The organism is Bradyrhizobium sp. LeoA1Lang, from assembly GCF_055413685.1.
In genome coordinates this window covers 1-21,883 of record NZ_JBVAPG010000051.1, presented here as the reverse complement: position 1 = coordinate 21,883, position 21,883 = coordinate 1, and the positions used below count along the sequence as shown (strand labels likewise).

At 60.1% G+C, this 21,883-nt stretch carries 20 protein-coding genes and 2 pseudogenes; 7 read left to right on the top strand and 15 right to left on the bottom strand.

Features of this window, described 5'->3' with window-relative positions:
• Positions 1–145 precede the first annotated feature (145 nt).
• From ACZYOF_RS18895 to ACZYOF_RS18835, 13 genes are all read right to left on the bottom strand, one after another.
• A complete protein-coding gene (locus ACZYOF_RS18895) occupies positions 146–1,114 on the bottom strand; it encodes a FecR family protein (protein ID WP_463716701.1) in 969 nt (322 codons plus the stop codon).
• Positions 1,104–1,694, bottom strand: a complete 591-nt coding sequence (locus ACZYOF_RS18890; RefSeq protein WP_463716700.1) for an RNA polymerase sigma factor — start codon at positions 1,692–1,694, stop codon at positions 1,104–1,106. The genes ACZYOF_RS18895 and ACZYOF_RS18890 overlap by 11 nt, the downstream gene beginning before the upstream one ends.
• A gap of 69 nt (positions 1,695–1,763) precedes the next feature.
• On the bottom strand, positions 1,764–2,501 hold the full coding sequence (locus ACZYOF_RS18885) for an STN domain-containing protein (RefSeq protein WP_463716699.1): 738 nt from the start codon (positions 2,499–2,501) through the stop codon (positions 1,764–1,766).
• A gap of 550 nt (positions 2,502–3,051) precedes the next feature.
• Positions 3,052–3,726 carry a dioxygenase family protein gene (locus ACZYOF_RS18880; RefSeq protein WP_463716698.1) on the bottom strand — a complete coding sequence of 225 codons (675 nt, stop codon included), beginning with the start codon at positions 3,724–3,726 and terminating at the stop codon, positions 3,052–3,054.
• A 157-nt stretch (positions 3,727–3,883) separates the two neighbouring features.
• Positions 3,884–5,371 carry a porin gene (locus tag ACZYOF_RS18875; protein ID WP_463716697.1) on the bottom strand — a complete coding sequence of 496 codons (1,488 nt, stop codon included), beginning with the start codon at positions 5,369–5,371 and terminating at the stop codon, positions 3,884–3,886.
• A 35-nt stretch (positions 5,372–5,406) separates the two neighbouring features.
• The gene (locus ACZYOF_RS18870; protein ID WP_463716696.1) at positions 5,407–5,598 is read right to left on the bottom strand and encodes a hypothetical protein; all 192 of its coding nucleotides are present in this window, start codon (positions 5,596–5,598) and stop codon (positions 5,407–5,409) included.
• A 132-nt stretch (positions 5,599–5,730) separates the two neighbouring features.
• Positions 5,731–7,152, bottom strand: coding sequence for an MFS transporter (locus ACZYOF_RS18865; RefSeq protein ID WP_394569669.1), 1,422 nt, complete (start codon positions 7,150–7,152; stop codon positions 5,731–5,733).
• Between the two features lie 317 nt (positions 7,153–7,469).
• The gene (locus ACZYOF_RS18860; protein ID WP_463716695.1) at positions 7,470–8,390 is read right to left on the bottom strand and encodes a DUF6282 family protein; all 921 of its coding nucleotides are present in this window, start codon (positions 8,388–8,390) and stop codon (positions 7,470–7,472) included.
• Positions 8,391–8,431: 41 nt separating this feature from the next.
• Positions 8,432–9,340: a cupin domain-containing protein gene (locus tag ACZYOF_RS18855; protein WP_463716694.1), complete on the bottom strand. Its 909-nt coding sequence runs from the start codon at positions 9,338–9,340 to the stop codon at positions 8,432–8,434.
• Positions 9,341–9,460: 120 nt separating this feature from the next.
• On the bottom strand, positions 9,461–9,910 hold the full coding sequence (locus ACZYOF_RS18850; protein WP_463716693.1) for a PaaI family thioesterase: 450 nt from the start codon (positions 9,908–9,910) through the stop codon (positions 9,461–9,463).
• Positions 9,911–10,024: 114 nt separating this feature from the next.
• Positions 10,025–10,294: a 3-keto-5-aminohexanoate cleavage protein gene (locus ACZYOF_RS18845; RefSeq protein ID WP_463716692.1), complete on the bottom strand. Its 270-nt coding sequence runs from the start codon at positions 10,292–10,294 to the stop codon at positions 10,025–10,027.
• Positions 10,282–10,899 carry a beta-keto acid cleavage family enzyme gene (locus ACZYOF_RS18840; protein ID WP_463716691.1) on the bottom strand — a complete coding sequence of 206 codons (618 nt, stop codon included), beginning with the start codon at positions 10,897–10,899 and terminating at the stop codon, positions 10,282–10,284. The genes ACZYOF_RS18845 and ACZYOF_RS18840 overlap by 13 nt, the downstream gene beginning before the upstream one ends.
• Positions 10,900–10,924: 25 nt before the next feature.
• Positions 10,925–12,037: a helix-turn-helix domain-containing protein gene (locus ACZYOF_RS18835; protein ID WP_463716690.1), complete on the bottom strand. Its 1,113-nt coding sequence runs from the start codon at positions 12,035–12,037 to the stop codon at positions 10,925–10,927.
• A gap of 252 nt (positions 12,038–12,289) precedes the next feature.
• Here ACZYOF_RS18835 and ACZYOF_RS18830 point away from each other — a divergent pair, with 252 nt between their 5' ends.
• Together ACZYOF_RS18830 and ACZYOF_RS18825 are read left to right on the top strand one after the other, a co-directional pair.
• Entirely contained in the window at positions 12,290–13,222 is a 933-nt protein-coding gene (locus ACZYOF_RS18830; RefSeq protein ID WP_463716689.1) for an HpcH/HpaI aldolase family protein, read from the top strand.
• Positions 13,179–13,589, top strand: a complete 411-nt coding sequence (locus ACZYOF_RS18825) for a helix-turn-helix domain-containing protein (RefSeq protein WP_463716716.1) — start codon at positions 13,179–13,181, stop codon at positions 13,587–13,589. Before ACZYOF_RS18830 ends, ACZYOF_RS18825 begins: the two co-directional genes overlap by 44 nt.
• A 4-nt stretch (positions 13,590–13,593) precedes the next feature.
• Here ACZYOF_RS18825 and ACZYOF_RS18820 read toward each other — a convergent pair.
• Both ACZYOF_RS18820 and ACZYOF_RS18815 read right to left on the bottom strand, forming a co-directional pair.
• Positions 13,594–13,713: pseudogene (locus ACZYOF_RS18820) on the bottom strand (winged helix-turn-helix domain-containing protein); the annotation flags it as partial.
• Positions 13,703–13,912: pseudogene (locus ACZYOF_RS18815) on the bottom strand (transposase); the annotation flags it as partial. The pseudogenes ACZYOF_RS18820 and ACZYOF_RS18815, both read right to left, overlap by 11 nt.
• A gap of 20 nt (positions 13,913–13,932) precedes the next feature.
• On the opposite strand from ACZYOF_RS18815, the gene ACZYOF_RS18810 reads away from it, so the two are divergent.
• The 5 genes from ACZYOF_RS18810 (at position 13,933) to ACZYOF_RS18790 (ending at position 21,813) form a co-directional block, all read left to right on the top strand.
• Positions 13,933–15,315: a TIGR03118 family protein gene (locus tag ACZYOF_RS18810; RefSeq protein ID WP_463716688.1), complete on the top strand. Its 1,383-nt coding sequence runs from the start codon at positions 13,933–13,935 to the stop codon at positions 15,313–15,315.
• A 324-nt stretch (positions 15,316–15,639) separates the two neighbouring features.
• Positions 15,640–17,796, top strand: coding sequence for a peptidase domain-containing ABC transporter (locus tag ACZYOF_RS18805; protein WP_463716687.1), 2,157 nt, complete (start codon positions 15,640–15,642; stop codon positions 17,794–17,796).
• Positions 17,759–19,165 (top strand): HlyD family type I secretion periplasmic adaptor subunit, encoded by a 1,407-nt coding sequence (locus tag ACZYOF_RS18800; RefSeq protein WP_463716686.1) that lies wholly within the window; start codon positions 17,759–17,761, stop codon positions 19,163–19,165. Before ACZYOF_RS18805 ends, ACZYOF_RS18800 begins: the two co-directional genes overlap by 38 nt.
• Positions 19,162–21,027 (top strand): tetratricopeptide repeat protein, encoded by a 1,866-nt coding sequence (locus ACZYOF_RS18795; protein ID WP_463716685.1) that lies wholly within the window; start codon positions 19,162–19,164, stop codon positions 21,025–21,027. The genes ACZYOF_RS18800 and ACZYOF_RS18795 overlap by 4 nt, the downstream gene beginning before the upstream one ends.
• Before the next feature lie 147 nt (positions 21,028–21,174).
• A complete protein-coding gene (locus ACZYOF_RS18790) occupies positions 21,175–21,813 on the top strand; it encodes a response regulator transcription factor (protein WP_463716684.1) in 639 nt (212 codons plus the stop codon).
• The last annotated feature ends 70 nt before the right edge of the window (positions 21,814–21,883 follow it).

Here is a 21,883-nt window from a genome sequence, read left to right as displayed (position 1 = left end):
AAGACTTTGACGTGAAGCTGATTTCACGTGGATGACGTCACTCGAAGCGACGCTTTCCCTCTGCGTAGAGACATGCCGAAGCGCGGCACCGAAAAAAAAGTAAGAAATAATTTGAGGTCAGGAATTCCCGAGCGATCGACGGCGTTTAGCTCAGCAGGACGATGCCGCCCGGCAAGGATGTGACGGTCGCGCCAAACAGTTTCTCGACTTGCTCGAGGACCGCATCGACGTTGCGAACCCGGAAATTGGCGCTGAACAACCGCGCGCCGAGCGCAGAATTCACGACGATGATTTTTCCGGAACGATAACGATTGATTTCCGTGATGACTTCACGTAGCGGCTTGGAGTGGAAGATCAACAGATCGTCTTGCCAGGCGGTCACGATCGCTGCATCGACGAACGCGGGCTTCCCCAAGCCGGATCGATCATAGCTGATCTGCTCGCGGGCGCGCAACGACGCTATCGCCGCGCCGTACGAGACGTGAACGTTCCCCTCGACGCAGGTCACGCAAACCGCGTGCCCATCATTCCGTATGTTGAATTTCGCTTCAATTCCGCTGGTTTGGCCTTGACTGGACGTCACGACAAAGGCCGGCCCCGCACCGGATGGCGTCGCGACCAGCGCCTCGCCCGAGATCAACTCGATCCCCGCGGCCTCCTTCGCGACCTGGCGCAGCGCAATGCTGGTCTGGGTATTCATCTCGACGAAAGTCGTCTCGGCCACCACAATACGCCGCCGCTCGCCGGTGTGCGTCCGATAGTCGGCCGCCATTTCCGACCAGGATGGCCAGAGGCCGAGCGGCGGCTGCACGACGAGATACGCCGCGCTCGCGGCGATGGCGGCGGCCCCGCCGCCGAGCACAGCACGACGTGACATCGAGATAGAGGCGAACGTCCGCGCGGCTGGGCGATCCCCCTCAAATGCCTCCGGCCCCAAGGCCTCCCACATCCGGGTGGCCTTCATAAACGCGGTACGATGCGCCGGATCGCGCTCGATCCACATCTTGCCTTCCCGCAGGTCCGCAGGTCCTGCTTCCCCCGAGGTGAAACGGACCAGCCAATCGTGCGCTTCGCGCTCGATCCGGTCCAACTTTTCGGGTGGGCTATCGGTCATCCCTGTCATCAACACGCTTGTCGGCCCTCTGTCCATGCGATTGCTGAACGGGCTGAGGGCCGAATCTTTGCACGAGTTGCCGATCCAGACGAAGCGCGCAATGGGCTAACGCATGCTTCAACTCGATCTCAACCAGTCTTTGTGATATCTCCAACTGTGCTGCAATTGCGTGCAGGGGTTTTCCTTCGACGCGCGCTGCATGCAGGATAACGCGCCGTCGCGGGGTTAATTCCCTGATCGCATGTTGAAAGGCTTCGAGCTCGATCTTCGCTTCCAGACTTCGTTGGGGACCGGGCGTTTCATCGGCAATGTCGAAGGCGATCTTCGCGTCATCGAGCGAAACTGTGTATTTTTCCGAGTGCAGTTTCCTCAGCGCGATATTTTTGGCCATGCGCAGCAAGTAAGAGCGCGGCCGCTGCACCGGCGGCAGATCCGCGCCCCGGCAAAGCTCCATATACGTGTCCTGCAAGGCGTCACCGGCAAGCTCCACCGAATTCAATCGACGGGCCAACTTGGCTCGCAAATCATCATAGCAGAGTGTCAAAAAACGGCGCAATTCGGCGCGGCTGCTGTGGGTCATGCGGAATCGCGACCCTGGACCCTTGTCCCGTGAGCATCGTACGCGCCCGCTGTCTCGCGCACCGACATGCTAGCGCCCGGCCTTCTGGTCGACGGGTGATGCGCAGAGCCTCGCGTCGGCCGCTCCCCCCGGCAGCGCAACCATGGTGATCGGCTGCGGCATCTGCGCCGGTGGCGGTTCGGTCATGCGTGACTTGCCAAGCGTCGCCAACAGCATCCGGTGACTTGCCTGTTCGCCGGCCGATCCTTCGAGTTCTGCGCGCTGCACCAATCCCGACGAACCGATCCACAACTTGATCACCAGCCGATAACTCACGGGGCGCGTGCCGGGATACCGGCACAGAATGCGCAGGATGTCGTCTTGCACCACGGCGAAATAGCGTTGATATTGACCATCCTGGGCGATCCGTGCCGTAGCGAACGCATGCGCCGTATCGTCGCCGGGATGAATTAGCAAGTAGCTGTTTTCGCGCGCGCGCAGTGGGACGAGTTGCGTCCCTGCGAGCAAGTTTCTGAGAGCATCGTCACGCGCAAGGGCGCCGGTCACCGCAGAAGATCGCTGTCCGATCGCCGCTGCGCCGTCGTAATACACCTCGGTCCCGGTCGCCGCGCAGAACGCGTCTATGGCAGACGCCAGAGGTTGCGCGGGGATGTCGAAGGAAGTCGCTCCCGCCGGCGATGCGTGCGACAGAGCCGAAACCATCATCAAATGCGCGACAACAACGGCAAGATCGCGTGTGATCACACACTTCCACCAGCTGACGATGTTCATGAAATGCTGGTTCACCTTGGCAAACACGAGACTCACGGATGGCTGCGGATCGATCCGTTACGAATTGAACCAGACGCCGGTCAATCAGAAACTCCTCCCAACTTACGACGCTGCGCAAGACGGTATTGTGACACGCCTCGACTACGGACCTAGTGTCACCCAATGCTAAGGCCGTCGTTTACTCGAAAGGCGTCGTCTCATCCCGAACTAATGATCGATTTGGGTGTTTGATGCGCGGCGCAGTATCGAGCTTTACGGCGGTAAATTTGCACCGCCTGTGCGAGATGTAGTCTGGCGTGTAAATTCGCAGATCTGGTGGCGGGGGAGCGCTCCCGCGTTTCCCCACACCAACCGAGCCTGCGATATCTTATCCAATCTTCCGCCTGACGCTGTTCATGGGCGCGAGAGCGAGTCCAACTTCAAGGGCCGCTGGCCAAGCAGTTCCGCAGATCCTGGCACCGCGTCAGCTGCCACCGGCAGAAATCCAGCTGCGTGCCCGGCGAGCCACGCGGATTCACACGCATCAGACGGCTGCACGATTCCCCATGGATCGGAACGTTCGCGCAGTGCTGTTAACCACCTCGAGTTACGCCGCCACCGCGTGCTCGCGGTGCACAACGGTCGCCGGAGCGCCCGCGACCTCGCGGGTGACCTTGAAGTCGAATCCGATCCGCGCGAATGGCCTGTTGAGCTCCGCCTCCCGGATTTCGGTGGCTTCCGTTACGCGTACGACCGGTGGGATCAGGTCGTCGCGGGTGCCGAAAGCAAAATCGTCGTGCAGGTATTTGTCGCCGTAGATGTTGATCTGGGTGGTGAGCTGCCGATAGCCTGACGCGGTGATGAAGGAGTGGATGTGCGCCGGCCGCTGGCCATGGCGCCCCATCTTCGCGAGCAGCGTCTCGGTGTTGGAGCCGGGCGGGCAGCCATAGCCCGACGGCATGATCGAACAGAAGCGATAGCGGCCGTCGAGGTCGGTTTCGATCCGGCGGCGCAGATTGTAGGACGACTGGGGCGGACCGAAGAACGAATAGAAGCCGAACGAATTGGCGTGCCAGACATCGACAATCGCGCCGGAAATCGGCCTGCCCTCCGTGTCGAACACCTGGCCTTCCATGAACAGTATCTCGCCATCATCGGTGCCGTCGTCGAGCCGGGCTTCGCCCTTCGAGAGCGGCGCACCGGCGACATAGAGCGGACCTTCGATAGTGCGCGTCGTGCCGCCGGCAAGGACGGCGCGGTACTCGGCTTCGTCAAGCCTCAACCAGACGCCCTCCAGCCTTGAAGCAAGTGGCCGTCGAGTGAATTTCCACGTCAACCGGAATGGGAGAATTGCGTATTTCGACCGGCAAGAGGCGTTGAAGCCGGCTGAAGGAAACAAGGGGTGGGCTGCATCGCAGCTCACCCCTTCGCTTCATTGACTAGAACGTGAACCTCATACCTACAGTTGGGTTGTATTCAGACGTATTGAGATATGAGAACGCAAATCCTCCGCTGACCTGGGAGTACGCGACGCCGGCATAGATCCGGAAGTTCTTGGTCCAATCGTAATCTATTCGAAACGACACCACTTGCTCCGCGCCAGCGCAGTTGATGTAGGTGCTGCTAGAGCACGCCGTCCTCGAATACCCTGGCGCCACGATGCCCGGAATGCTGTTGACGCCCAATCCGTAGGACTTCTGATCGTAGCGATAGTATCCGACCGCGACCGACCATTGCGCATCGTGTTGATATTTGCCCGTAATGAAGCTGATATTCACGAAACGGTCGCCGCCGGTGAAAGCGTAATTGACGATACCAGACCCGGTCGACCCGTTCGTTGATAATATCGGCCCGATCTCATAGCCGCCAATCGTTGAATGTCCGGGCGCAAACCCTCCACCGGCCGGGTTGGAGAAATCGATCCTGCTATAGCCTCCGGTCACCGTAAATTTCTGCTCGGCTGGATCCTGCAGGCCGTTTCGACCGAGGTCGAAAACATACTTGCCGAATATTCCATACATGTCGGTGTCAAATACCTTGGCACCCAGGTATTTGGAATTGAGATTAGCCGGCCCTGATAGTGCGAATGTCGACACAATATCGGAGCCGTGCCCAGCGACGAGATCGACCGAAAAATTCGGGCCCACCACACCAACCGACCCCTGATAGAAATCGTTGACGTTTGTCCCTGGTTTCCCGTAGATCGCCGACATCCGCCACGGCCCGTAATTATTGTAGTACTTGATTGACTGGTCGATACGAGCGGTATCCGAACTCCCCTGCCCCGCGAGAAGGCCGAAGTAACCGAGGAGAGAGAAGCCGTATGAGGCAAGCGGGTCGTACGCACCAACCATGTCGGTCGAAACCACATTATTTCGGCCGATATGCAACGTCCCCCAAGTCTTGTCTTCGAAGCCCGCCCAGGCCTCACCATTGATGAGCTGCCCAGCGCGAGGACCGCCGCCGTTCACGGTCTGCTGATTCAACGGAATGCCGTTGTTCTTTTGCATGCCCTTGAGCGAGTCTGACAGTTCGCCAGTGGTCGAATTGAATCCTGTCTCAAACCGAGCGATGAAATGCAATTGTTCGGTTATATTTCTATCGACTTTGACGCCCACGGCGGTTTGCGACGATTGGTTGGGAACCAACAGCCACTGCGGGCCTCGATTCATCCCGGTGATGATCCCCGCCGCGCCGTTGCCCCCGGTCGGCGCTCCGTGCGACTCATATTGCCCGCCAATGTCATAGGTGCCAAAAACGGTCACCCCCTGCCAGGTGAGGTCCGGCACCACCGGCGGCGCTTTCAACAAGCCGCCCACGTCCGCCGCGCTCGCGCTGGCAATAAGACCCGCCGACGCGGTAGCGCACACCAAGCCTTTCCCCACACTGCCGATGAACCTTCCAGCAAACCAAGATCTAGAACTCATTACGTCTCCCCCTTATCGGCCGTTCCCAGACAGCCCTATGTGAAATTGCATTTGGTCTTGGCGAAGAACCTCGATGCCGAGCGCGCGGTGTTGGCCGAGATCATCTCGCGGATCCGCTCGTCGTCGCAGCCGAGGTTCATGCAGAGCTTGATGCCAACGCGGAATCCTTCGCGCGGGCCGAACGTGCTGGTCTGGCCGAGATCCGAGCAAAGGATCGTCTGGCCCATACCCGCGGCGTCTATTTGCTGAAGCAAGTTTCCGGTTTCGCGGCTCTTGCACTTGCAGCCTTCGAGGAAGCTGCACAGCGGGCGCACAATGAAAGCGCCGATCGCGATGCGGCCATCACGAGCTGATCTGGCCTAGGTCATAGAGCCGGTCGCCTGCACGACGACGTTTCCGGGCGATTCGACGGTGGCGGCGGGCGGGTCCGCTTTCAGACCCGCCGTTCTCAAATCAACCCCGCGCGTCTCCGGCCCGCAAGCCGTCGCCGCCAGGATGATGATGCCGCCGAATGCCATGAGGAAACCTGCCGCATTGGCAAACGTCATGAAATGGCTAAGCCAGATCATGTAGTAAGGAAAAAAAGAAGGGATGATCACAGCGGCGCTGTAGGCAACGCCCCACCCGGACGAGCGAACCGACGTCGCGAAACGCTCGTTGATGTAGGCTGGCACCACACCCAGGGGACCGACAAACAGCATCTGCGTGGCGGCGGCCAGGAGCGTCAGATTGAGCCATCCTTGCACCGATCCGCCGCCGATCAACGCCATGGTCACCGGCGTCAGCAGGACAATGAGCACGCCGGAAATGTATAGAGTTGGCTTGCGGCCGATATGATCGCTGAGCCAGCCAAAGAAGACATAGGATGTCATTCCGAACAGCGGCACCACGAGCAGCGTATGAGCCAGATCGGCCGCGGTGTATCCTGCGTTGTTGTGGAGCAGGAACTGATTCAGCACGCTGCTTCCGATATTGATGAGGAAGAAAACACCAGTCATCATCACCCACGACTGGATGAACGCCCTCCCGGACCTGCCTTTCAACAGCTCCTTCAGGGGAGAGCTCTTCTTGCTCGATGCATCCACGCTTTTCCAGACTGCGGAGTCTTCGACGTTGCGCCGCAGAAACCAGGCCACTGCGAAAGACAGGACGAAGCCCAGGATGAACGGTATTCGCCAGCCCCATTGGACGTAAGGCGAATGAAGCCCGTCATTGACTGCCACCATCAGGACCAGACTATTGAGAACCGCGACAATAAATCCTCCCCCACTGGCCGAGCACTGGATCAATCCACCGATGAATCCCCTGCGTGACGGCGGTGCATACTCGAGCGCCATCGGAGTGGCAGCGGTGTATTCGCCGCCCAAAAATATCCCTTCAATGAACCGGAGGCCGATCAGCAATGTGGTGGCCACCGTTGCCCCAACCAGTTCCGCGCCTGGCAGGCATCCGATCAACAGCGAAATGGTGCCGAATCCGAAGATCGTAATAGCGCCGATTCTCTGTCGGCCAAGAAGGTCAGCGAAGTGACCAAAGATCAGCGCTCCGAGCGGTCGACCGAGCAGCGTCACAGCGAGAGTCATTCCGGCGAATATCGACCTTTCCTGCGCCGACATATCGCCTTGGAAGTAGACCAGCGCAGGCAGGAGCGTCGATACCACAATGAAGATGGAATATGAATCCAAGGCGAATCCAGCCCAGGCGCTTAGGATCGCTCGCTTTCTTTTCTTTCGGAAATCCGGATCGAGGGCGGGGGTCAATGCTCCGATGCTCTCATTCATGTGCGCTTCCTCAGGAGTTACTGCGGGCTGCCCCACGAAGGAGTCGGCTTCTAGTGAGCCCCGCTTGTTGTCCAGTTGAAGCTGAACTTGAATTCGTTAGCTGACTATGTTTATCGACCGACGTTTCACCAAATGGAATTGCAACCATCCCGAATGACTTGACGATGCGTCTCGCCAGAATCGGAGCAAGGGCGGCACGCCGCCCTTGCTCCAGATCCGGTTTCAGCGAACCCGCTGCGATCTTCATATGATCTCCGTGGCCACTGCGCCGTTGCCCGCTTTATCAGGACATCAGTGCAATGGAAGGCGATGTCCGATCACAGCAGCCCCGCCGCATTGCCTCCAACGAGCTTGCGAATATCCCTTTCACCATACTGGATGCGAAGGAGATCGCCGATTATCCGTCTATAGCCCTCTACCGGCCGGGGCATCCCGACAAGGCCAAGGTCTGAGCCGAGTATGGTCTGGTCCACACCTGCAACCTGAATGATGCGCGAAAGATCATTGACGTCGCGCTTTTGCTCTCGACCCTCAATCTGGATGAACATGCAAATCGAGTGTTCCATGTAGACGCCAAGGCTGACGAGGCGGCGAATATCGTCATCCGAACAGCCAATGACGTAGGTCGGATGATTGACAAGCATCTTTTTGACGCCTCGCCGCTTGGCTTCCTCAAACATGATGATCTGCTCACGCGCACTGAGATGCCCGCCTGCCAGAATGATGTCCGCCTCCGCGATAAGATCCAGGATCTGCTGCGTCTCTTCAGTCAGTTTTCCATCCACACCGAGAACGGAAAGCGGCGTCGGCGTCAGCATGGGTTTGATGGATTTCGGGAAGGTTTTCGCCTCAGTGCTACTCTTATCGATGTGGTTCGCAGCGGAGAAGGTTGGCATCCATACGATTTTTCCGCCCAGCTTGATGGCATGGTCGACTGCGTATGGATTTATCCCGCCGCTGGCATTGTTAAGGGCAATGCCGGAATAGAGGCGCGTCTTGACGTAGGGCACGAGCTTTTGGAGGATCTTGGCGTGCGCCATGCCGGCGTAATAATGGTCCTTATAAAGCAACGCTTCAAAGCCGGCCGCAGCGGCGTCCAGCATCGCTTCATGATGATCGAGCATCCGCGGCATGGCTGCTGGGCCACTGTGACAGTGAAGGTCCACCGCACCAATCATGAGGGCGGAAACCTGTTCCGAGATGCTGCTGTCTTCGACCTGTGCTGTCGCCACGTTCATTGCGTTCTCCTTGGCGTTTCCGGGTTCGGAAACTCGTTGCTTCATGTAGCTGAAGCAGGCATTGGGTATTCGTCCGCATTCAAAACCCAACCTGGCTTCGACGAAAAGTCGGCGCGCGGGGGCGCGAAAATATCGACCAGCACGTTGGTGTCGTCCATCGACTGCGACGTATGAATTGCGGGCGGCGGAATGATGCAAAGAGACGGCGCACGACAGAGTTCAGCGGCGTCTGCCCGCCATGCCGCCTTATCGGTCACCCACGGCCAGCGGAGATAGTGGGTGTAAGCTCCCTCCAAACAAAGCGATCCCTGTTCAAAGTCGGCGTGGTGATGAGGCGAGAGATTTTTCGTATCGCGCGGCGGGGACGGATGAATGCAATTGATCATGATCGTCGAGCAGCGGAACAGCCGGCCAAATCGGGTGGGACTTTTGGGAATATCCAGGCTGTAGCTGCGAATTGCGAAGCCGCCCGGCGGATCAGGCCATGCAGCGAACGGCTTGACGTTTGGGTCTGGTTCCGTGGCGTATGATTCCGCATTGGAGCATTTCGGAAGGAGGTCCAGCGCGTTCGTCGAAAAGATTCGAACGATCGGGCCAGCGGCCTTGACCTCTATCGAACTTCGTCCTGGCGGCACCACCACGACGGAATAGCCGGGCACGGTTTCGCTCTGTTCACCGGCCGTAACTTGCACGACACTGTCTTTCGACGGAAGAAGCAGCATGTATTCGTCCGGCTGGGCATCGCGCGCGAGCACTGCCCCCACATCTGCCTTTGTGTATGTCACGATCATGTTTTGGCCGCGGGTGTACCAGGTCTGCGTTCCCGGACCTTGCTCCTGTGGAGCTTGCTCGTACCAGCGGGCATATTCGGCCCTTTTGAACGTCCTGGCGGCGTTCGCGGTCGTCCCCGCTTGAGGCATGGTGCTCCTTGGATCGTCTGCGGCGTACACGGCTTTTCTCCGATTTTAGCAGCGATGTGGCTTTGCAGCCGGCGTGCGAAAGTCTGCCAATCAGACCAATTTCGCCGAGGATTGGAAGAACGTATTTCGATGTTTTCGCTCGCTGAAACGTTAGCCCCCCTGCCACGCCAACCCGACATTGGCTAACGACTTGAAGACGCCTTGAGCACTGGCGACCGCTTTTTCACCTGTTTTGAGCGTACCCGACACGAAGATCGTACGGCTCGTCCTGTGCTGGATGTGACATTCGGTCGTAACAAAGTCGCCAATGTCGACCGCTTGCAGGAACGCGACGTCGAGTTGAACGGTGACACACTGGACATCGTCGCCGGTTGAACGAATGACCGCTCCCATGCCCATGTCAGCCAGCGTCATCAACAGGCCGCCGTGCATCTTGCCCTTGCCGTTGTCGTGGCGGGGGTCGCAAACGATTCCAATCTGTACGTCGCCGCCAACGCGTCGCTCCCAGAATGGTCCGACAAGGGTGGAGATTTTTCCTGGCCGTATCATCCACCCCTGCGATGAAGGGTCGGGATGTTTCTTGTTGCCTGCACCTTCCAACGACGACCTCCTGATTTGCCGGGCCATGACCCGACGCGCTGTTTTGCGAACTTGACGTATTCGCACCCGATTCGGGAGTTGTGGATATTCGCGGAATAAGCGGCCCCCAACGACTCACCTGGCCGTAAGGGACAACAGCTCCCTGGCTTCCTTGGGTGTGGCCACCGAACAGCCAAGCGAATCCACAATGGCGCACGCGCGCTCTACCAGCGGAGCGTTGCCCGGCGAAAGTTCGCCCTCCGAGAGGAAAAGGTTATCCTCCAGTCCAACACGAACGTGCCCGCCGAGAATGATGGATTGCGCTGCCATCGGAAACTGCGCCCGCGATATGCCAAACGCCGACCAGGTCGTGCCCGCCTCAACCATGCTTCTCATGAGCAGCATTGCTTCCGTATTGGCTGGCGCACCGCCGGGAATTCCGAGACAGAACTGGAACAACGAGAGGGTGTTGGCAGGTGCCCCTCCTTCTGCAATTGAAGGGCGAGGCGCAAGTGACCGAGGTCGAAAACTTCCAACTCGGGCTTTACGCCGGCCGCGACCATTCTCGCCGCCATGAACTTCAGATGGGTTGGTGTATTGACAATGGCCCGCGACCCGAAATTCATTGTTGCGACATCGAGGGTGCAGACTTCGGGCCGTAGCTGCACGATGTGCTGCGTCCGTTTGGCGGGCGAAACCACACCCACAATCTCGCCCCCATCTTCGACCGGTGGATCATAACCTGCTCCCGGACCGCCGGTTAAATTGAGAACAATGTCGATTGCGGAGGATCGAACTCTGTCGACGGTCTCCTCGTAGAGATCCAGATCGCTGGAAGGTGCTCCCGTTTGCGGATCGCGAACATGCACGTGGGCAATGGCAGCGCCGGCTTTGGCGGCGTTGACGATCTCGTCGGCGATCTGCTTCGGCGTGATCGGCACGTATCTGCTATTGCTCGTGAGTGCGCTTGCCCCGGTTACCGCACACGTGACTATGACCTTACGCTTCATGAAACTGCCTCTTGGATTTCCAAGCTTATTCAACCGACCACACCCGCAATCTCGCGATGCCCTTTTCGATCATATCCGCCGCTTCGCGTGTCGGAGTGTAAACGTCGGATACGATATGCGCCGCCGCCGGTGCCGTGGCGTAGAATCCCACGCCGAGACACGCAACGCACACGCCCTCGTTGAAAACGGGAACGCCGATAAATTGGAATTTCCGAGAGCCGCGCATCCCGTCCTCGACCGCGAACCCATTTTGGCGAGCCGCTTTCAACGCGTGGTCAAGGACCACAGGATCGAATTTCTCTTCAGCTTTTCCGCTCGTTCCCAGGCCACGCAGCAAATCTTCCTGCTCCCTCGGGGAGCAGAAGGCCAGATAGCAGCGTCCCAACGCGCTATTCGCCAAGCTCAATTGACGGTGCAGGGTGGCAAATGGAAACGCCCATGGACTGATGGCCGAGGTGGTGAAATCAACGCTGAGTTTGCCGTGGTGGACCGTGGCGACGCTGACCGGCCACTTGATCCGTTCCGTGAGTTTCACTGCCCATGGCCGCGACGCCTCGATAACGAGTGGAAGCCCTCGGAATCCATTGCTGAGGTGCTGCGCCTCGGAAGTAACTCGATATCCGCCGATGAAATTGTCACGCATGACATAGCCTTCATGGATGAGCGTATCGAGCATCCTGACGATGGTTGATTTCGAAAGCCCGGTGATCGTGTGAAGCTCGGCAACCGACGCGGAGCGGAGTGAATTCATCGCGCGAAGCACGCGCAGTACCCGCTGCGCGGCTTCGACGGGCTGATAAGAGCACTCGGCCGGCAGCGCATCGCCCCTTTTCGAGTTGGACCGACAACGATCTCCGCTTTGTTGCTTTGTGCGTCCTCGCGCAGCGCGAACCGAACCTTTGGAAGCTAAAACCGGATCAGGCATGACGCTTTCCAATCGGCGGGATGAGACCTGACCGGACTTTTTCGCAGACAACGTCGGCCCGCCTTCACTGCAAGCGTCTTCAGCGGACGTCTGGCGCGCTTTGGTCATTGCCGCCCCGGGCGACACGCCACGGGCGCGGCGTTGCTCAGCGGGAGGCCAGTCTTGCAGATGGCTGGCGTAGGAATCGATCAAGATTGATGAATCAAGCTTCATTTCAACGGCCTCCCGGTGCCCGTTCGATACCGGCCCGTGGATCGGACCTTGTTTGTTTGCGCTTCGCCAAGAGTCGAGCGGCTTAGCGCATTGCCGAGCTAACCTGCCCGTCTCCTAAACTGAACAGGATTATCCCCCTCGCCAACGCAATTCGAGAAATGTTTCACCAGATGAAACATTCAGGTCACTCCGGTCCGAAACCGGACAACCGGCCTGCGGTGCCCTGGCCTGCGCAAAACCGAGTTTCATTTGATGAAATCACTGTCGAAAGCGCTCCAGAACAAACGTCCGGAGCCTTACGGTCGTCGTCCAACCGAGCGCCACAATTCCAAAGGCCGCCCAAGCGATGCCGACCTGCCGGCTGATTGGGCGCCGAACGAAGTTGCTTTTTTGCGAGAGGAAGAAAACATGGCCAGCCTGCGTTCGCCAGTCACGGAGTTTCGCTCAAGGCTTCGAAAGGGTGAGCATGTTCTCGGAACATTCATCAAGACGCCGACGAGTCACGCGATCGAGATTATCGGCGACGTCGGCTACGACTTCGTCATTGTCGATCAGGAACATGCCCCCTTCGACCGCGGCACGATTGATCTGGCTTGTCTTGCTGCCAGAGCGAGTGGAACGGCTGCGCTCGTCCGGATTTCGGAGCCAACAGCCGCCAGCATATTGTCTGTTCTGGACTGCGGTGCCACCGGCGTCCTCGTTCCCCATTGTGATTCATTGGCCAAGGCGAAGGCGATCGCTCAAGCCTGTCGCTATCGCGGGGGAAGCCGAGGCTTTTCGAGCACGACCCGAGCGGGCCGATTTGGCGGTGCCTCCATGTCTGATCACATGGACGAACAGGATGCCCGGGTCGCCTGTGTAGCGATGATCGAGGATGAAGCTGCGCTGGACGAAATCGACGCCATCGCGTCGCAAAGTGGGGTCGATGCTTTCTTCATCGGAAGGGGTGATCTGACTGCGTCGATGGGCAGCACGGGAATGAAAAAGGCGGTCGCAAGGATTGCCGCGGCGGCCAATGCTGCGAGGATGCCGATGATGGTGCTAGTGTCAAGCCTGGAGGACGCTGCGGCGTTGCGAGACATCGGCGCGACCGCCTACGTTGTCTCGAACGACCAAAACTTTCTGAAGGCTGCCGCCAAGAGTGCATTGGACGCTTACAGCGATCCGAAGAAGTGGCAGCTTTAAATTCGGAAATCTTCCCGGGAATCGCGAAATCAAGTGCGATCCGGCCGCGCGGATCGTCAGCCGCGCGAGGCTGTCGAAAGTTGAAAGAGGAAAAAGCCGAACTATTCCGATCGCGAGCAAGATTGCTCGCGGGCTCGGGCTAAGTCTTTCTGTGCTCGTTGGAGACGCTGAAGCATCCAGTGGCGCGATCCGCGTAGTGCCATCCAGCGCTCGATTGACGTTCGTGGACAAAGCAAACGGCTTTGAGCGCGAGTTTCTTTCACCGCCTTCAGATATTCCAGGTATCGAAGTGCTGCGCCACGAGATCGCGCGCGAAAAGGCTGGTGTAGGTCGTACACCTCGACCTCGGTCCGAGACCCAACTGTGAAGTCTCAAACAGAGGGCCGGACACAGAATCCCACACCGCGAACTGTATGAATGATTGGATAGGCTTGTTCGCTATCGATCTTTCTTCGCAGACGTCCGACGTAGACATCAATAAGATTCGAGGAACTCCTTGGACCAGCCATAATACATCGAGGCGGCGATGCCTTCTCGGCGGCAAAGTTCGGAGATGTTCTCCTCGCCCCGAAGTCCTTCCAGCACGATGCGGATCTTCTCTTCTGCCGAGTAATGCCGGCGCGTCTGACGCCGAATGTCCTTTAGCACTTGTTCTGCCGGCGCTTTGCCCGGTCCGGATTTCTGTTTCATCTTCGCTCCTGGTGGCTACGATGAACCAGAAATCCTCCCTCCGCAAAATCCTTCAATTTGTCTCAAAGGTCTCGACGGCGAACAAATCTGCCAACTGTCACCCGATCGTGAAAAAACTAACAAAAAGGTCATTTGAGTCGGCGCGATGTCCGAACAGATACTATAGGTTGTCGCTCGTGCCCCACGGGCGTTCAGAATTTCCCTTTTCCAGAAGCGCTGTCACCTCCGAAAGGGGATGGCCTCAGATCAACGTGCCGTCGACCGGGGCGGAAGACACGCGCGTTACGAAACTGGAGGAAACCATGGACGCAATGAGTCTGGATCACGACCATCATAACCACCATCACCATCATGAAAACCAGGAGGAGGTCGCCTTCACGCAGACCAATCTGGTTTCGGATACCCCTGGCGCCGCGCCGACGATCGATCCAAACCTCATCAATCCCTGGGGCGTTGCCCACAGCTCGACCAGTCCTTTTTGGGTCTCGGACAACGGCACGGGCGTGGCGACAATTTATGATGGTGCCGGAATGCCGGCCGGGCCTAAGCTTGTAACGGTCGCCGCGCTCCCGGGCCAGGACCATTCCGATCCCACCGGGCAGGTGTTCAACGGCGGAGGCGGTTTCGACGTCAGCAGCCACGGCACGACAGGATCCTCGCTGTTCATGTTCGCAACCGAGAGCGGCACCATATCCGGATGGAATCCCAACGTAGACCCCACAAGCTCGGTCATCGCGGTCGATAAATCGGGCGAGGGTGCCGTCTACAAGGGCCTTGCGATCGGCAGCAACGACGACGGCACCTTCCTTTTCGCCGCCAACTTCCACAACGGAACGGTCGATGTCTTCGACCAGAACTTCAAGCAGGTGAACAGCTTCACCGATCGGCATCTGCCGAAGGGCTATGCGCCCTTCAACGTCCAGGTTCTTGATGGCCATTTGTTCGTTACGTTCGCATTGCAGGATGCGGACAAGCATGATGACGTTGCTGGTGCCGGCCACGGCTTTGTGGACGAGTTCGACCTGGAAGGTCACTTGCTCAACAGGGTAGCATCGCGCGGGCCGCTCGATTCTCCGTGGGGGCTTGCGATCGCGCCCTCCAGCTTTGGAGAGTTCGCCAACGATCTTCTTGTCGGGAATTTCGGTGACGGCACGATTAATGTTTTCGATTTGAAGGACGATCATTTTGAGGGCAAGTTGCTCGACGCCAAGGGTGCGCCAATCACGATTGGCGATCTCTGGGCCCTCGTTCCCGGCAATGGCAGTGCCAACAGCGATCCCAACAAGATCTACTTTACGGCCGGCGTGGAGAACGAGGCGCATGGCCTGTTTGGCAGCTTGGCGGCGATCCCTGAACCGGATCGATCCACCATGTCGATGCCGGGCTCTCATCCGCACGGCTGAGGGCCGGGCCAGCGCTTACCGATGGCGTTTGGCTTTGCCCGCTGCACGGGTGACTCAAACGAGGACGATGCAGGCTTCCGCCGAGGCTTGAAGCGGCGACAACGCCCGCCTCGCCGAAGCGAATGCCTCGCCCGTTGGGTTGAAGATGGATTGGAAGGGGCCGCTCGTGGAGCTCTTGGGCGGCAGACTTTCGGCTTGGGCATCCATAGCGCGGGGCTGGTATCCGCAGCCAGTCCCGGCGATGGGTGTCGTGCGGTGAGGGATGGCGCGGCACGCCATAGCAGTGCCGGCGGCGACGAGATCCACCCACGCCTGGCGGCCACGATGAATGCGGCCAGATTCCATGGCATGGAGCTCGATCCGCGCGAGTTTCCCTGCATCCATGGTGAGCAAATGCCGTCCGCTGCGGCGCTTTCCGCCTGGCTACAGAACGCCGGCATGTGGGCGCGAGCGGTACGGCTGCGATGGCGTCAACTGATGCGGTTGCAGGACGCCGGGCCGGTGGTGCTTTTGTTCACCGAAGGTGGCGCCGGATTGTTGGTCGGCGTGAATGCCGAGCACAATGTGGTCATCCTCAGGAATCCTCGCGCTGGCGCGAGCGAGTGCGACATTGCGGTGGACCAGCTGCGGCTGGAGCGGGTCTGGTCAGGCGAGGCGGTCCTGCTGCGCGCGCGGCGCGGTCAGCCGGAGACCGACAGACCGTTTGGCCTGGGCTGGCTCGCCGGCCTGGTGCTGCAGGAGAGGCGATCGCTGCGCGATGTGGGGCTTGCGTCGCTGACGCTGAGCTTTCTGACGATCTTTCCGCCATTGCTGGTCATGAACGTGGTGGACAAGGTTCTGACCCACAATAGCTACTCGACGCTCGCGCTGCTCAGTGCGTTGCTCGCCATTGCAGCCGTGTTCGAGGTCCTCCTCGGCTACGCCCGCCGGCTGATCGTTCTCATCGTAGGCATGCGACTTGACGCAAAACTGAACCTGCATGTCTTCAATCGCGTGCTGCGGCTGCCGCTTGACTATTTCGAGCGGCACCCCGCCGGCGAAACGATGCACAAGATCGTGGAAGTGTACAAGGTCCGCGAATTCCTCACCGGCAAGCTGCTGAGCACGTTCCTCGATTTGACGACGCTCATCGTACTGCTGCCATTCCTGTTCTATCTCAACACCTTCCTGGCATCGATGGTTCTGGCCTGCGCGGCGTCGATCATGCTGGTTATTCTTTCTTTCTTGCGGCCGCTGCGACACGTGTTCGGCAGGGTGGTTCGCGCCGAGACCGAGAAGGCATCGGCACTAGGCGAGACCGTTTTCGGCATCAAGACGATAAAATCGCTCGCCCTGGAGCCGCAGCGCAGGGCGCTGTGGGACGCGCGTGTCGCAGATGCCGCGGCGTGGCGCCTCGCCTTCGGCAAGCTGACGAATTGGCCCCAGACGATCGTCGCGCCGATCGAACGCTTCATGTCGGTCGGTATCGTGCTGGTGGGCGCCTACATGGCCCTGACGGACAATACCGGCTATGCGGTCGGTGCGCTGTTCGCCTTCATGATGCTCAGCATGCGCGTCGCCCAGCCGCTCGTCGGGCTGGCGCGTCTGATTGAGGATTACCAGGGGGTTTCAGCCGCGATCGGCGAAGTCGCCTCCGTGCTGAATCGGCCGCCGGAGGCGGAGGCCGCATTTGGCGGGCTCCTGCCGCGATTTGCCGGCGCCATCTCGTTCGAGGATGTCAGCTTCACCTATGAAGGCACGAAGATTCCCGCGCTCGACCGCGTCACCTTCGAGGTGCCGGCCGCCACGATGCTTGGCATCGTTGGGCGCAGCGGATCCGGCAAATCGACATTGGCGCGGCTGTTGCAAGGGATCAACCGCGACTACAGCGGCTTCCTAAAGATCGACGGCAACGACGTGCGCGAGATCAATCTGCGTCACCTGCGCCAGAGCTTCGGTGTCGTGCTGCAGGAGAACTTTCTGTTCCGCGGCTCGATACGCGACAATATCATCGCCGGACGGCCCGGGTTGACGTTGGACGACGCTGTGGTCGCCGCGCGCCTCGCCGGTGCCGAGGAATTCATCGAGCGCATGCCGAATGGCTACGAGACGCTGATCGAGGAAGGCTCGCCGAACGTTTCAGGCGGACAGCGGCAGCGGATTGCAATTGCGCGTGCACTGATCAACGATCCACGAATCCTGATCCTGGACGAGGCGACCAGCGCGCTGGACCCGGAGAGCGAGGCCCTGCTGAACGCCAGTCTGCTTCGCATCGCACGCGGCCGGACCATGGTGATCATTTCGCATCGCCTGTCGTCGTTGATTGACTGTGATCAGATCCTTGTCCTGGAAAGGGGCAAGGTGGTTGACATCGCGCCGCACCGCTTGCTCCTCGAACGCTGCGCCATCTACCGCCAGCTCTGGATGCAACAGAGCCGCCATCTCGACAGTCGAGGGCCATGTCATGTCGCTCTTGCTCACTCGCCCGCCCAGCGCAGCTAGTCTCACGAGCCGATCGGAGGAGACGACGCTTCTGGCGGTCTTGGAATTCCAGTCGCCGACCAAAGCCATCATCGCCGCCCCAGTCCCCGGCGCGGCGCGCGGCACAATCTGGATGATTGGCAGCATGTTTGCCGCATGCATCGTGGCGATGTGGCTGATCCCGATCGACAGGGTTGTGACCGCACAGGGAAAGGTGATCTCCCAGGCGCCGATGATGGTCATGCAACCACTGGAAACGTCGATTGTACGCTCGATCGATGTGACGGAAGGGCAAAGCGTTCATCGGGGCGACATGCTTGCTCGGCTTGATCCTACCTTCGCCGGCGCCGATGTCGGCGCGCTGCAAGCCCAGGTCTCCAGCCTGCAGGCCGAGGCGGCGCGCATGCAGGCGGAGGTGGAGGACCGGTCCTTCCAATATTCCGGAGTTGATCCGCCGATGTTGCTGCAGGCTGCGATCCATGCGCAGCGCGAGTCGGAACGGAGGTCAAAGCTGGAGTCGTATCGTCAGAAGATCGATGCCCTGGCATCAACAGCGGCGCGGTCGACCACGGATGTAACGGCCTTCCGCGAGCGGTTGGCCGTCGCGCAAACAGTGGAATCGATGCGCAAGAAATTGGAGGCACTGCAAGTCGGCAGTCAGCTCAACGCCTTGATCGCAACCGACAACCGGCTCGAGATCGAGCGCAGTCTGTCCACTGCGATCAAAACGGGCGAGAGCGCCAAGGCCGAACTCGCCGCCATGATTGCCGAGCGTGACGCCTACGATCAGAATTGGCGCGTCCAGATCGCCCAGGCGCTGTCGGAAGGATCCCGAAAGCTGAGCGATGCCCGGGAATCGCTGAACAAGGCGCGGTTGCGGCGCCAATTGATCGAACTGCACGCCGAACGAGATGCCACGGTGCTGACGGTTGCCAAGGTTTCCGAGGGCTCCGTGCTGCAAACGGGCGAGCAACTGATCACGCTGGTGCCCGTTGATGCTCCTCTTGAGATCGAAGCGAACATTGCAGGGCGTGATAACGGCTTCGTCCACGTCGGTGCCGCGGTGGCGGTCAAGTTCGACACCCTTCCGTCGACACAGTACGGTTTGGCGTACGGAACGGTTCGCACCGTCAGCGCCGACAGCTTCACCGCGCAGGACAGCACGAAGGCCCACTCTGGCTCGGTTCCTGTGAACCCCGCCAACACGGAGCCCTTCTACCGTTCGCGCATCACCCTCGACCGGTTGATGCTCCACGACTTGCCGGCTGGCTTTCACATTATGCCCGGCATGCCGGTTGCTGCCGACATCAAGGTCGGCAAGCGCACTGTCATGGCTTACCTCCTTGGCCAAATTCTACCAGTGATGTCGGAGGGAATGCGCGAGCCATGAGATGCACCGGCAAAGTGACCACGAGCCGCAAGAATGCACGTACAACGCGGTTGAGTTTTCTCGATCGTATCATCAGCCTGCTGTCGGCATCGGCAGCACTGCGGCGCGCAATCCACCTGAGCAAGCAGTCCCGCGTGACGCAGGCCTTCATGCTGTTCGCCCGTGCCGCCGGCGCTGGCATCGCAGAGGCCGAATACCGGGTCGGCCGCTGCTATCTGGAAGGTTCGGGCGTCCCGGTCAGCCTCACAGAGAGCGTGCGTTGGCTCGCGCGTGCCGCGGCTCAGGACCATGTTGAGGCCCAGTGGTTGCTCGCCGCGCTGCACGTCCACGGCTCTGGCCCCTCAGTGAACCGGCAAGCTGTTGCAGGCAACTCGAGCGTGGCAGGCCTGTTCTCAGACCAAGTGGCGCTAGAACCTGATTTTGTGGCGGCGGAGAAATGGGCACGGCGGGCAGCCGAGCACGGCTCCGCGGACGGACAGGCTGTGCTTGCCTACATCCTGACGTCCGGCCCGGAATCGATGCGCAACCTGGAGGAGGCGCGCCGGTGGTATCAGCGCGCCGCCGAAGCCGGTTGTCCTCAGGGCGCGCTGGGATACGCACAGTCGCTAGCGCGATCGGTCACCGATGACGAAGGGCAGCGCAAGGTGGTCGAAAATCTCCGGCATGCGGCACAGGCAGGGTTGGTATCGGCGATTTATCTGCTTGGTGTGATGACCGAACGCGGGGTTGGAGCGGAACGCGACCTCGCGGTCGCGGCCGAGCTCTACCGGCAGGCGGCCGTCAAGGGCAATCGCTCCGGCCAGGCGAGCTGGGGACGCGCACTGATGTGCGGGCTTGGAGTCAAACCAAACCTGGCAGAAGGCGAGTCGTGGCTGCGCAGGGCGGGGTTGGCCGGTGATCCGGACGCGGCGGCGCTTGTCGGCGACTTATATGTCAGGGGCGGATCGTTGCCGCCCAACTACGCAGAGGCGGCGATCTGGTTCCGCCGTGCGGCAGAGGCCGGCCACCACACGGCGGCGCGGGCGCTTGGCTTGCTTTATCTGACCGGCGCCGGGGTGGCGCGCGATCCGAGAGAGGCGGCGAACTGGCTCCGGATCTCCGCTGACGCCGGCGATCTGCAGGCCCGGGTGGATCTCGCCAACCTTCTCCTGCGAGGTGTCGGTGATGGCGACCCCGAAGACCTGGCCAAGGCGCGCCTTTGGCTCGAGCAGGCAGTTGCGGCCGGCGATCTGGTGGCGGCACTCAACTACGGGCTCTGTCTGGCGACGGGCGTTGGCGTTGAGCGGGACGAGCGGCAGGCGACCCAGTATCTGCGCCGAGCGGCTGACGAAGTTGCGAGCGCGCAGTATTGGTATGGCCGCATGCTTGTCGATGGACGTGGCATTGAGGCAAACGCCGAAGCAGGCCGCGCGTGGATTTCGCGCGCCGCCGCGGTCGGCATCGCGGACGCCGAAGCGGCGCTGGCGGAGATGATGGTGAACGGCCGGGGTGGACCGCGCGATCCTCTCGCGGCAACGGCGTTGTTCGAGAAGGCTGCCGGCAAGGGTCACGTTGGCGCCATGTTCGCGCTAGGCTTGCTGAGCGGCGGTGGCTATGACGTGCCGACCGACCGCACGGTCGCGCAGCACTGGTTCCGAGCGGCCGCTGAGCGGGGGCATGCGGAAGCTCAGAAAATGCTGGGCCGATATTTAGCGCGCGGGCTGGCGGGCGAACGCGATCCGGAAGCGGCACGTCTATGGCTAGGGCGTGCGGCAGCTCAGGGGCTGGCGGACGCAGAGCTCGATCTCGCATCCATTCGTCCCATGCTGCCGACGCAACCATGCGAACGGGCACGTCATGTCACCGATCTCGCGGATCTCTGATGCAGCTCTAAACAGTCTGCGACTGAAAAATGATCGGTCGTCTCCAAGTGCCTGCGGAATTGTCCATCAGCGGCGGTGTTAGTGCATTGACGTCTCAATGCGACCGACACGATCCCGAAGCCCGGAACCCGCGGTGGAGGTGATGTCATGCCGAACAGTACGCGTCGTGTTCTCGTCATCGAGGATGATTGGTGGACCGCCAGGGAGCTTGGTAGCTGCCTGGGTGCCGCTGGCTATGACGTTTCAATCGCGACTGACGGCGAGAAAGGGCTGCGCCTTGGTCGCGCTGCCGAATATCTCGTCATGACCGTCGATCGCATTTTGCCGGACATCGATGGGATCGAAGTCATCCGCCGCCTCAGGCAAGACGGAATCGGGACTCCCGCATTGATCATCAGTGTGCTCGGCGAAGTTGCTGATCGCGTGAACGGTCTGCGTGCAGGCGCCGACGACTACCTCGTGAAGCCGTTCGCCTGCGCAGAAATGCATGCTCGTGTTGATGCGCTGTCCCGGCGTGGCACTTCGGTTCGCCAGGAAACCGTGCTGCGGGTCGGCGATCTGGAGATGGACCTCGTGGCCCGAACCGCGTCCCGGGCTGGCCGACAGATCGGGCTAAGGCCCCGGGAATTCAGACTCTTGGAGTATCTTGCTCGCCATACCGGTGAAGTCATCACTCGAAGTCTGCTGCTGCAGCACGTCTGGGGTCTGCATTTCGATCCTGCGACGAATCTGGTAAGCGCCGTCTGGCGGGGGATACGGCACGTGCGGCAACCTCCGGCGAGGTAAAGGATCTGCGTCGTGAGACGGCCGCGTTGAAGGAAGTTGTGGCCGACCTCACCCTTGAGAACCGGCTGCT

Coding starts and splice junctions, on each gene's coding strand:
- ACZYOF_RS18895 (WP_463716701.1), bottom strand. CDS start 1,114: ATGACCGATAGCCCACCCGAAAAGTTGGACCGGATCGAGCGCGAAGCG.
- ACZYOF_RS18890 (WP_463716700.1), bottom strand. CDS start 1,694: ATGACCCACAGCAGCCGCGCCGAATTGCGCCGTTTTTTGACACTCTGC.
- ACZYOF_RS18875 (WP_463716697.1), bottom strand. CDS start 5,371: ATGAGTTCTAGATCTTGGTTTGCTGGAAGGTTCATCGGCAGTGTGGGG.
- ACZYOF_RS18870 (WP_463716696.1), bottom strand. CDS start 5,598: ATGGGCCAGACGATCCTTTGCTCGGATCTCGGCCAGACCAGCACGTTC.
- ACZYOF_RS18865 (WP_394569669.1), bottom strand. CDS start 7,152: ATGAATGAGAGCATCGGAGCATTGACCCCCGCCCTCGATCCGGATTTC.
- ACZYOF_RS18860 (WP_463716695.1), bottom strand. CDS start 8,390: ATGAACGTGGCGACAGCACAGGTCGAAGACAGCAGCATCTCGGAACAG.
- ACZYOF_RS18845 (WP_463716692.1), bottom strand. CDS start 10,294: ATGCTGCTCATGAGAAGCATGGTTGAGGCGGGCACGACCTGGTCGGCG.
- ACZYOF_RS18840 (WP_463716691.1), bottom strand. CDS start 10,899: ATGAAGCGTAAGGTCATAGTCACGTGTGCGGTAACCGGGGCAAGCGCA.
- ACZYOF_RS18835 (WP_463716690.1), bottom strand. CDS start 12,037: ATGAAGCTTGATTCATCAATCTTGATCGATTCCTACGCCAGCCATCTG.
- ACZYOF_RS18830 (WP_463716689.1), top strand. CDS start 12,290: ATGAAATCACTGTCGAAAGCGCTCCAGAACAAACGTCCGGAGCCTTAC.
- ACZYOF_RS18810 (WP_463716688.1), top strand. CDS start 13,933: ATGAACCAGAAATCCTCCCTCCGCAAAATCCTTCAATTTGTCTCAAAG.
- ACZYOF_RS18805 (WP_463716687.1), top strand. CDS start 15,640: ATGAATGCGGCCAGATTCCATGGCATGGAGCTCGATCCGCGCGAGTTT.
- ACZYOF_RS18800 (WP_463716686.1), top strand. CDS start 17,759: ATGTCGCTCTTGCTCACTCGCCCGCCCAGCGCAGCTAGTCTCACGAGC.
- ACZYOF_RS18795 (WP_463716685.1), top strand. CDS start 19,162: ATGAGATGCACCGGCAAAGTGACCACGAGCCGCAAGAATGCACGTACA.
- ACZYOF_RS18790 (WP_463716684.1), top strand. CDS start 21,175: ATGCCGAACAGTACGCGTCGTGTTCTCGTCATCGAGGATGATTGGTGG.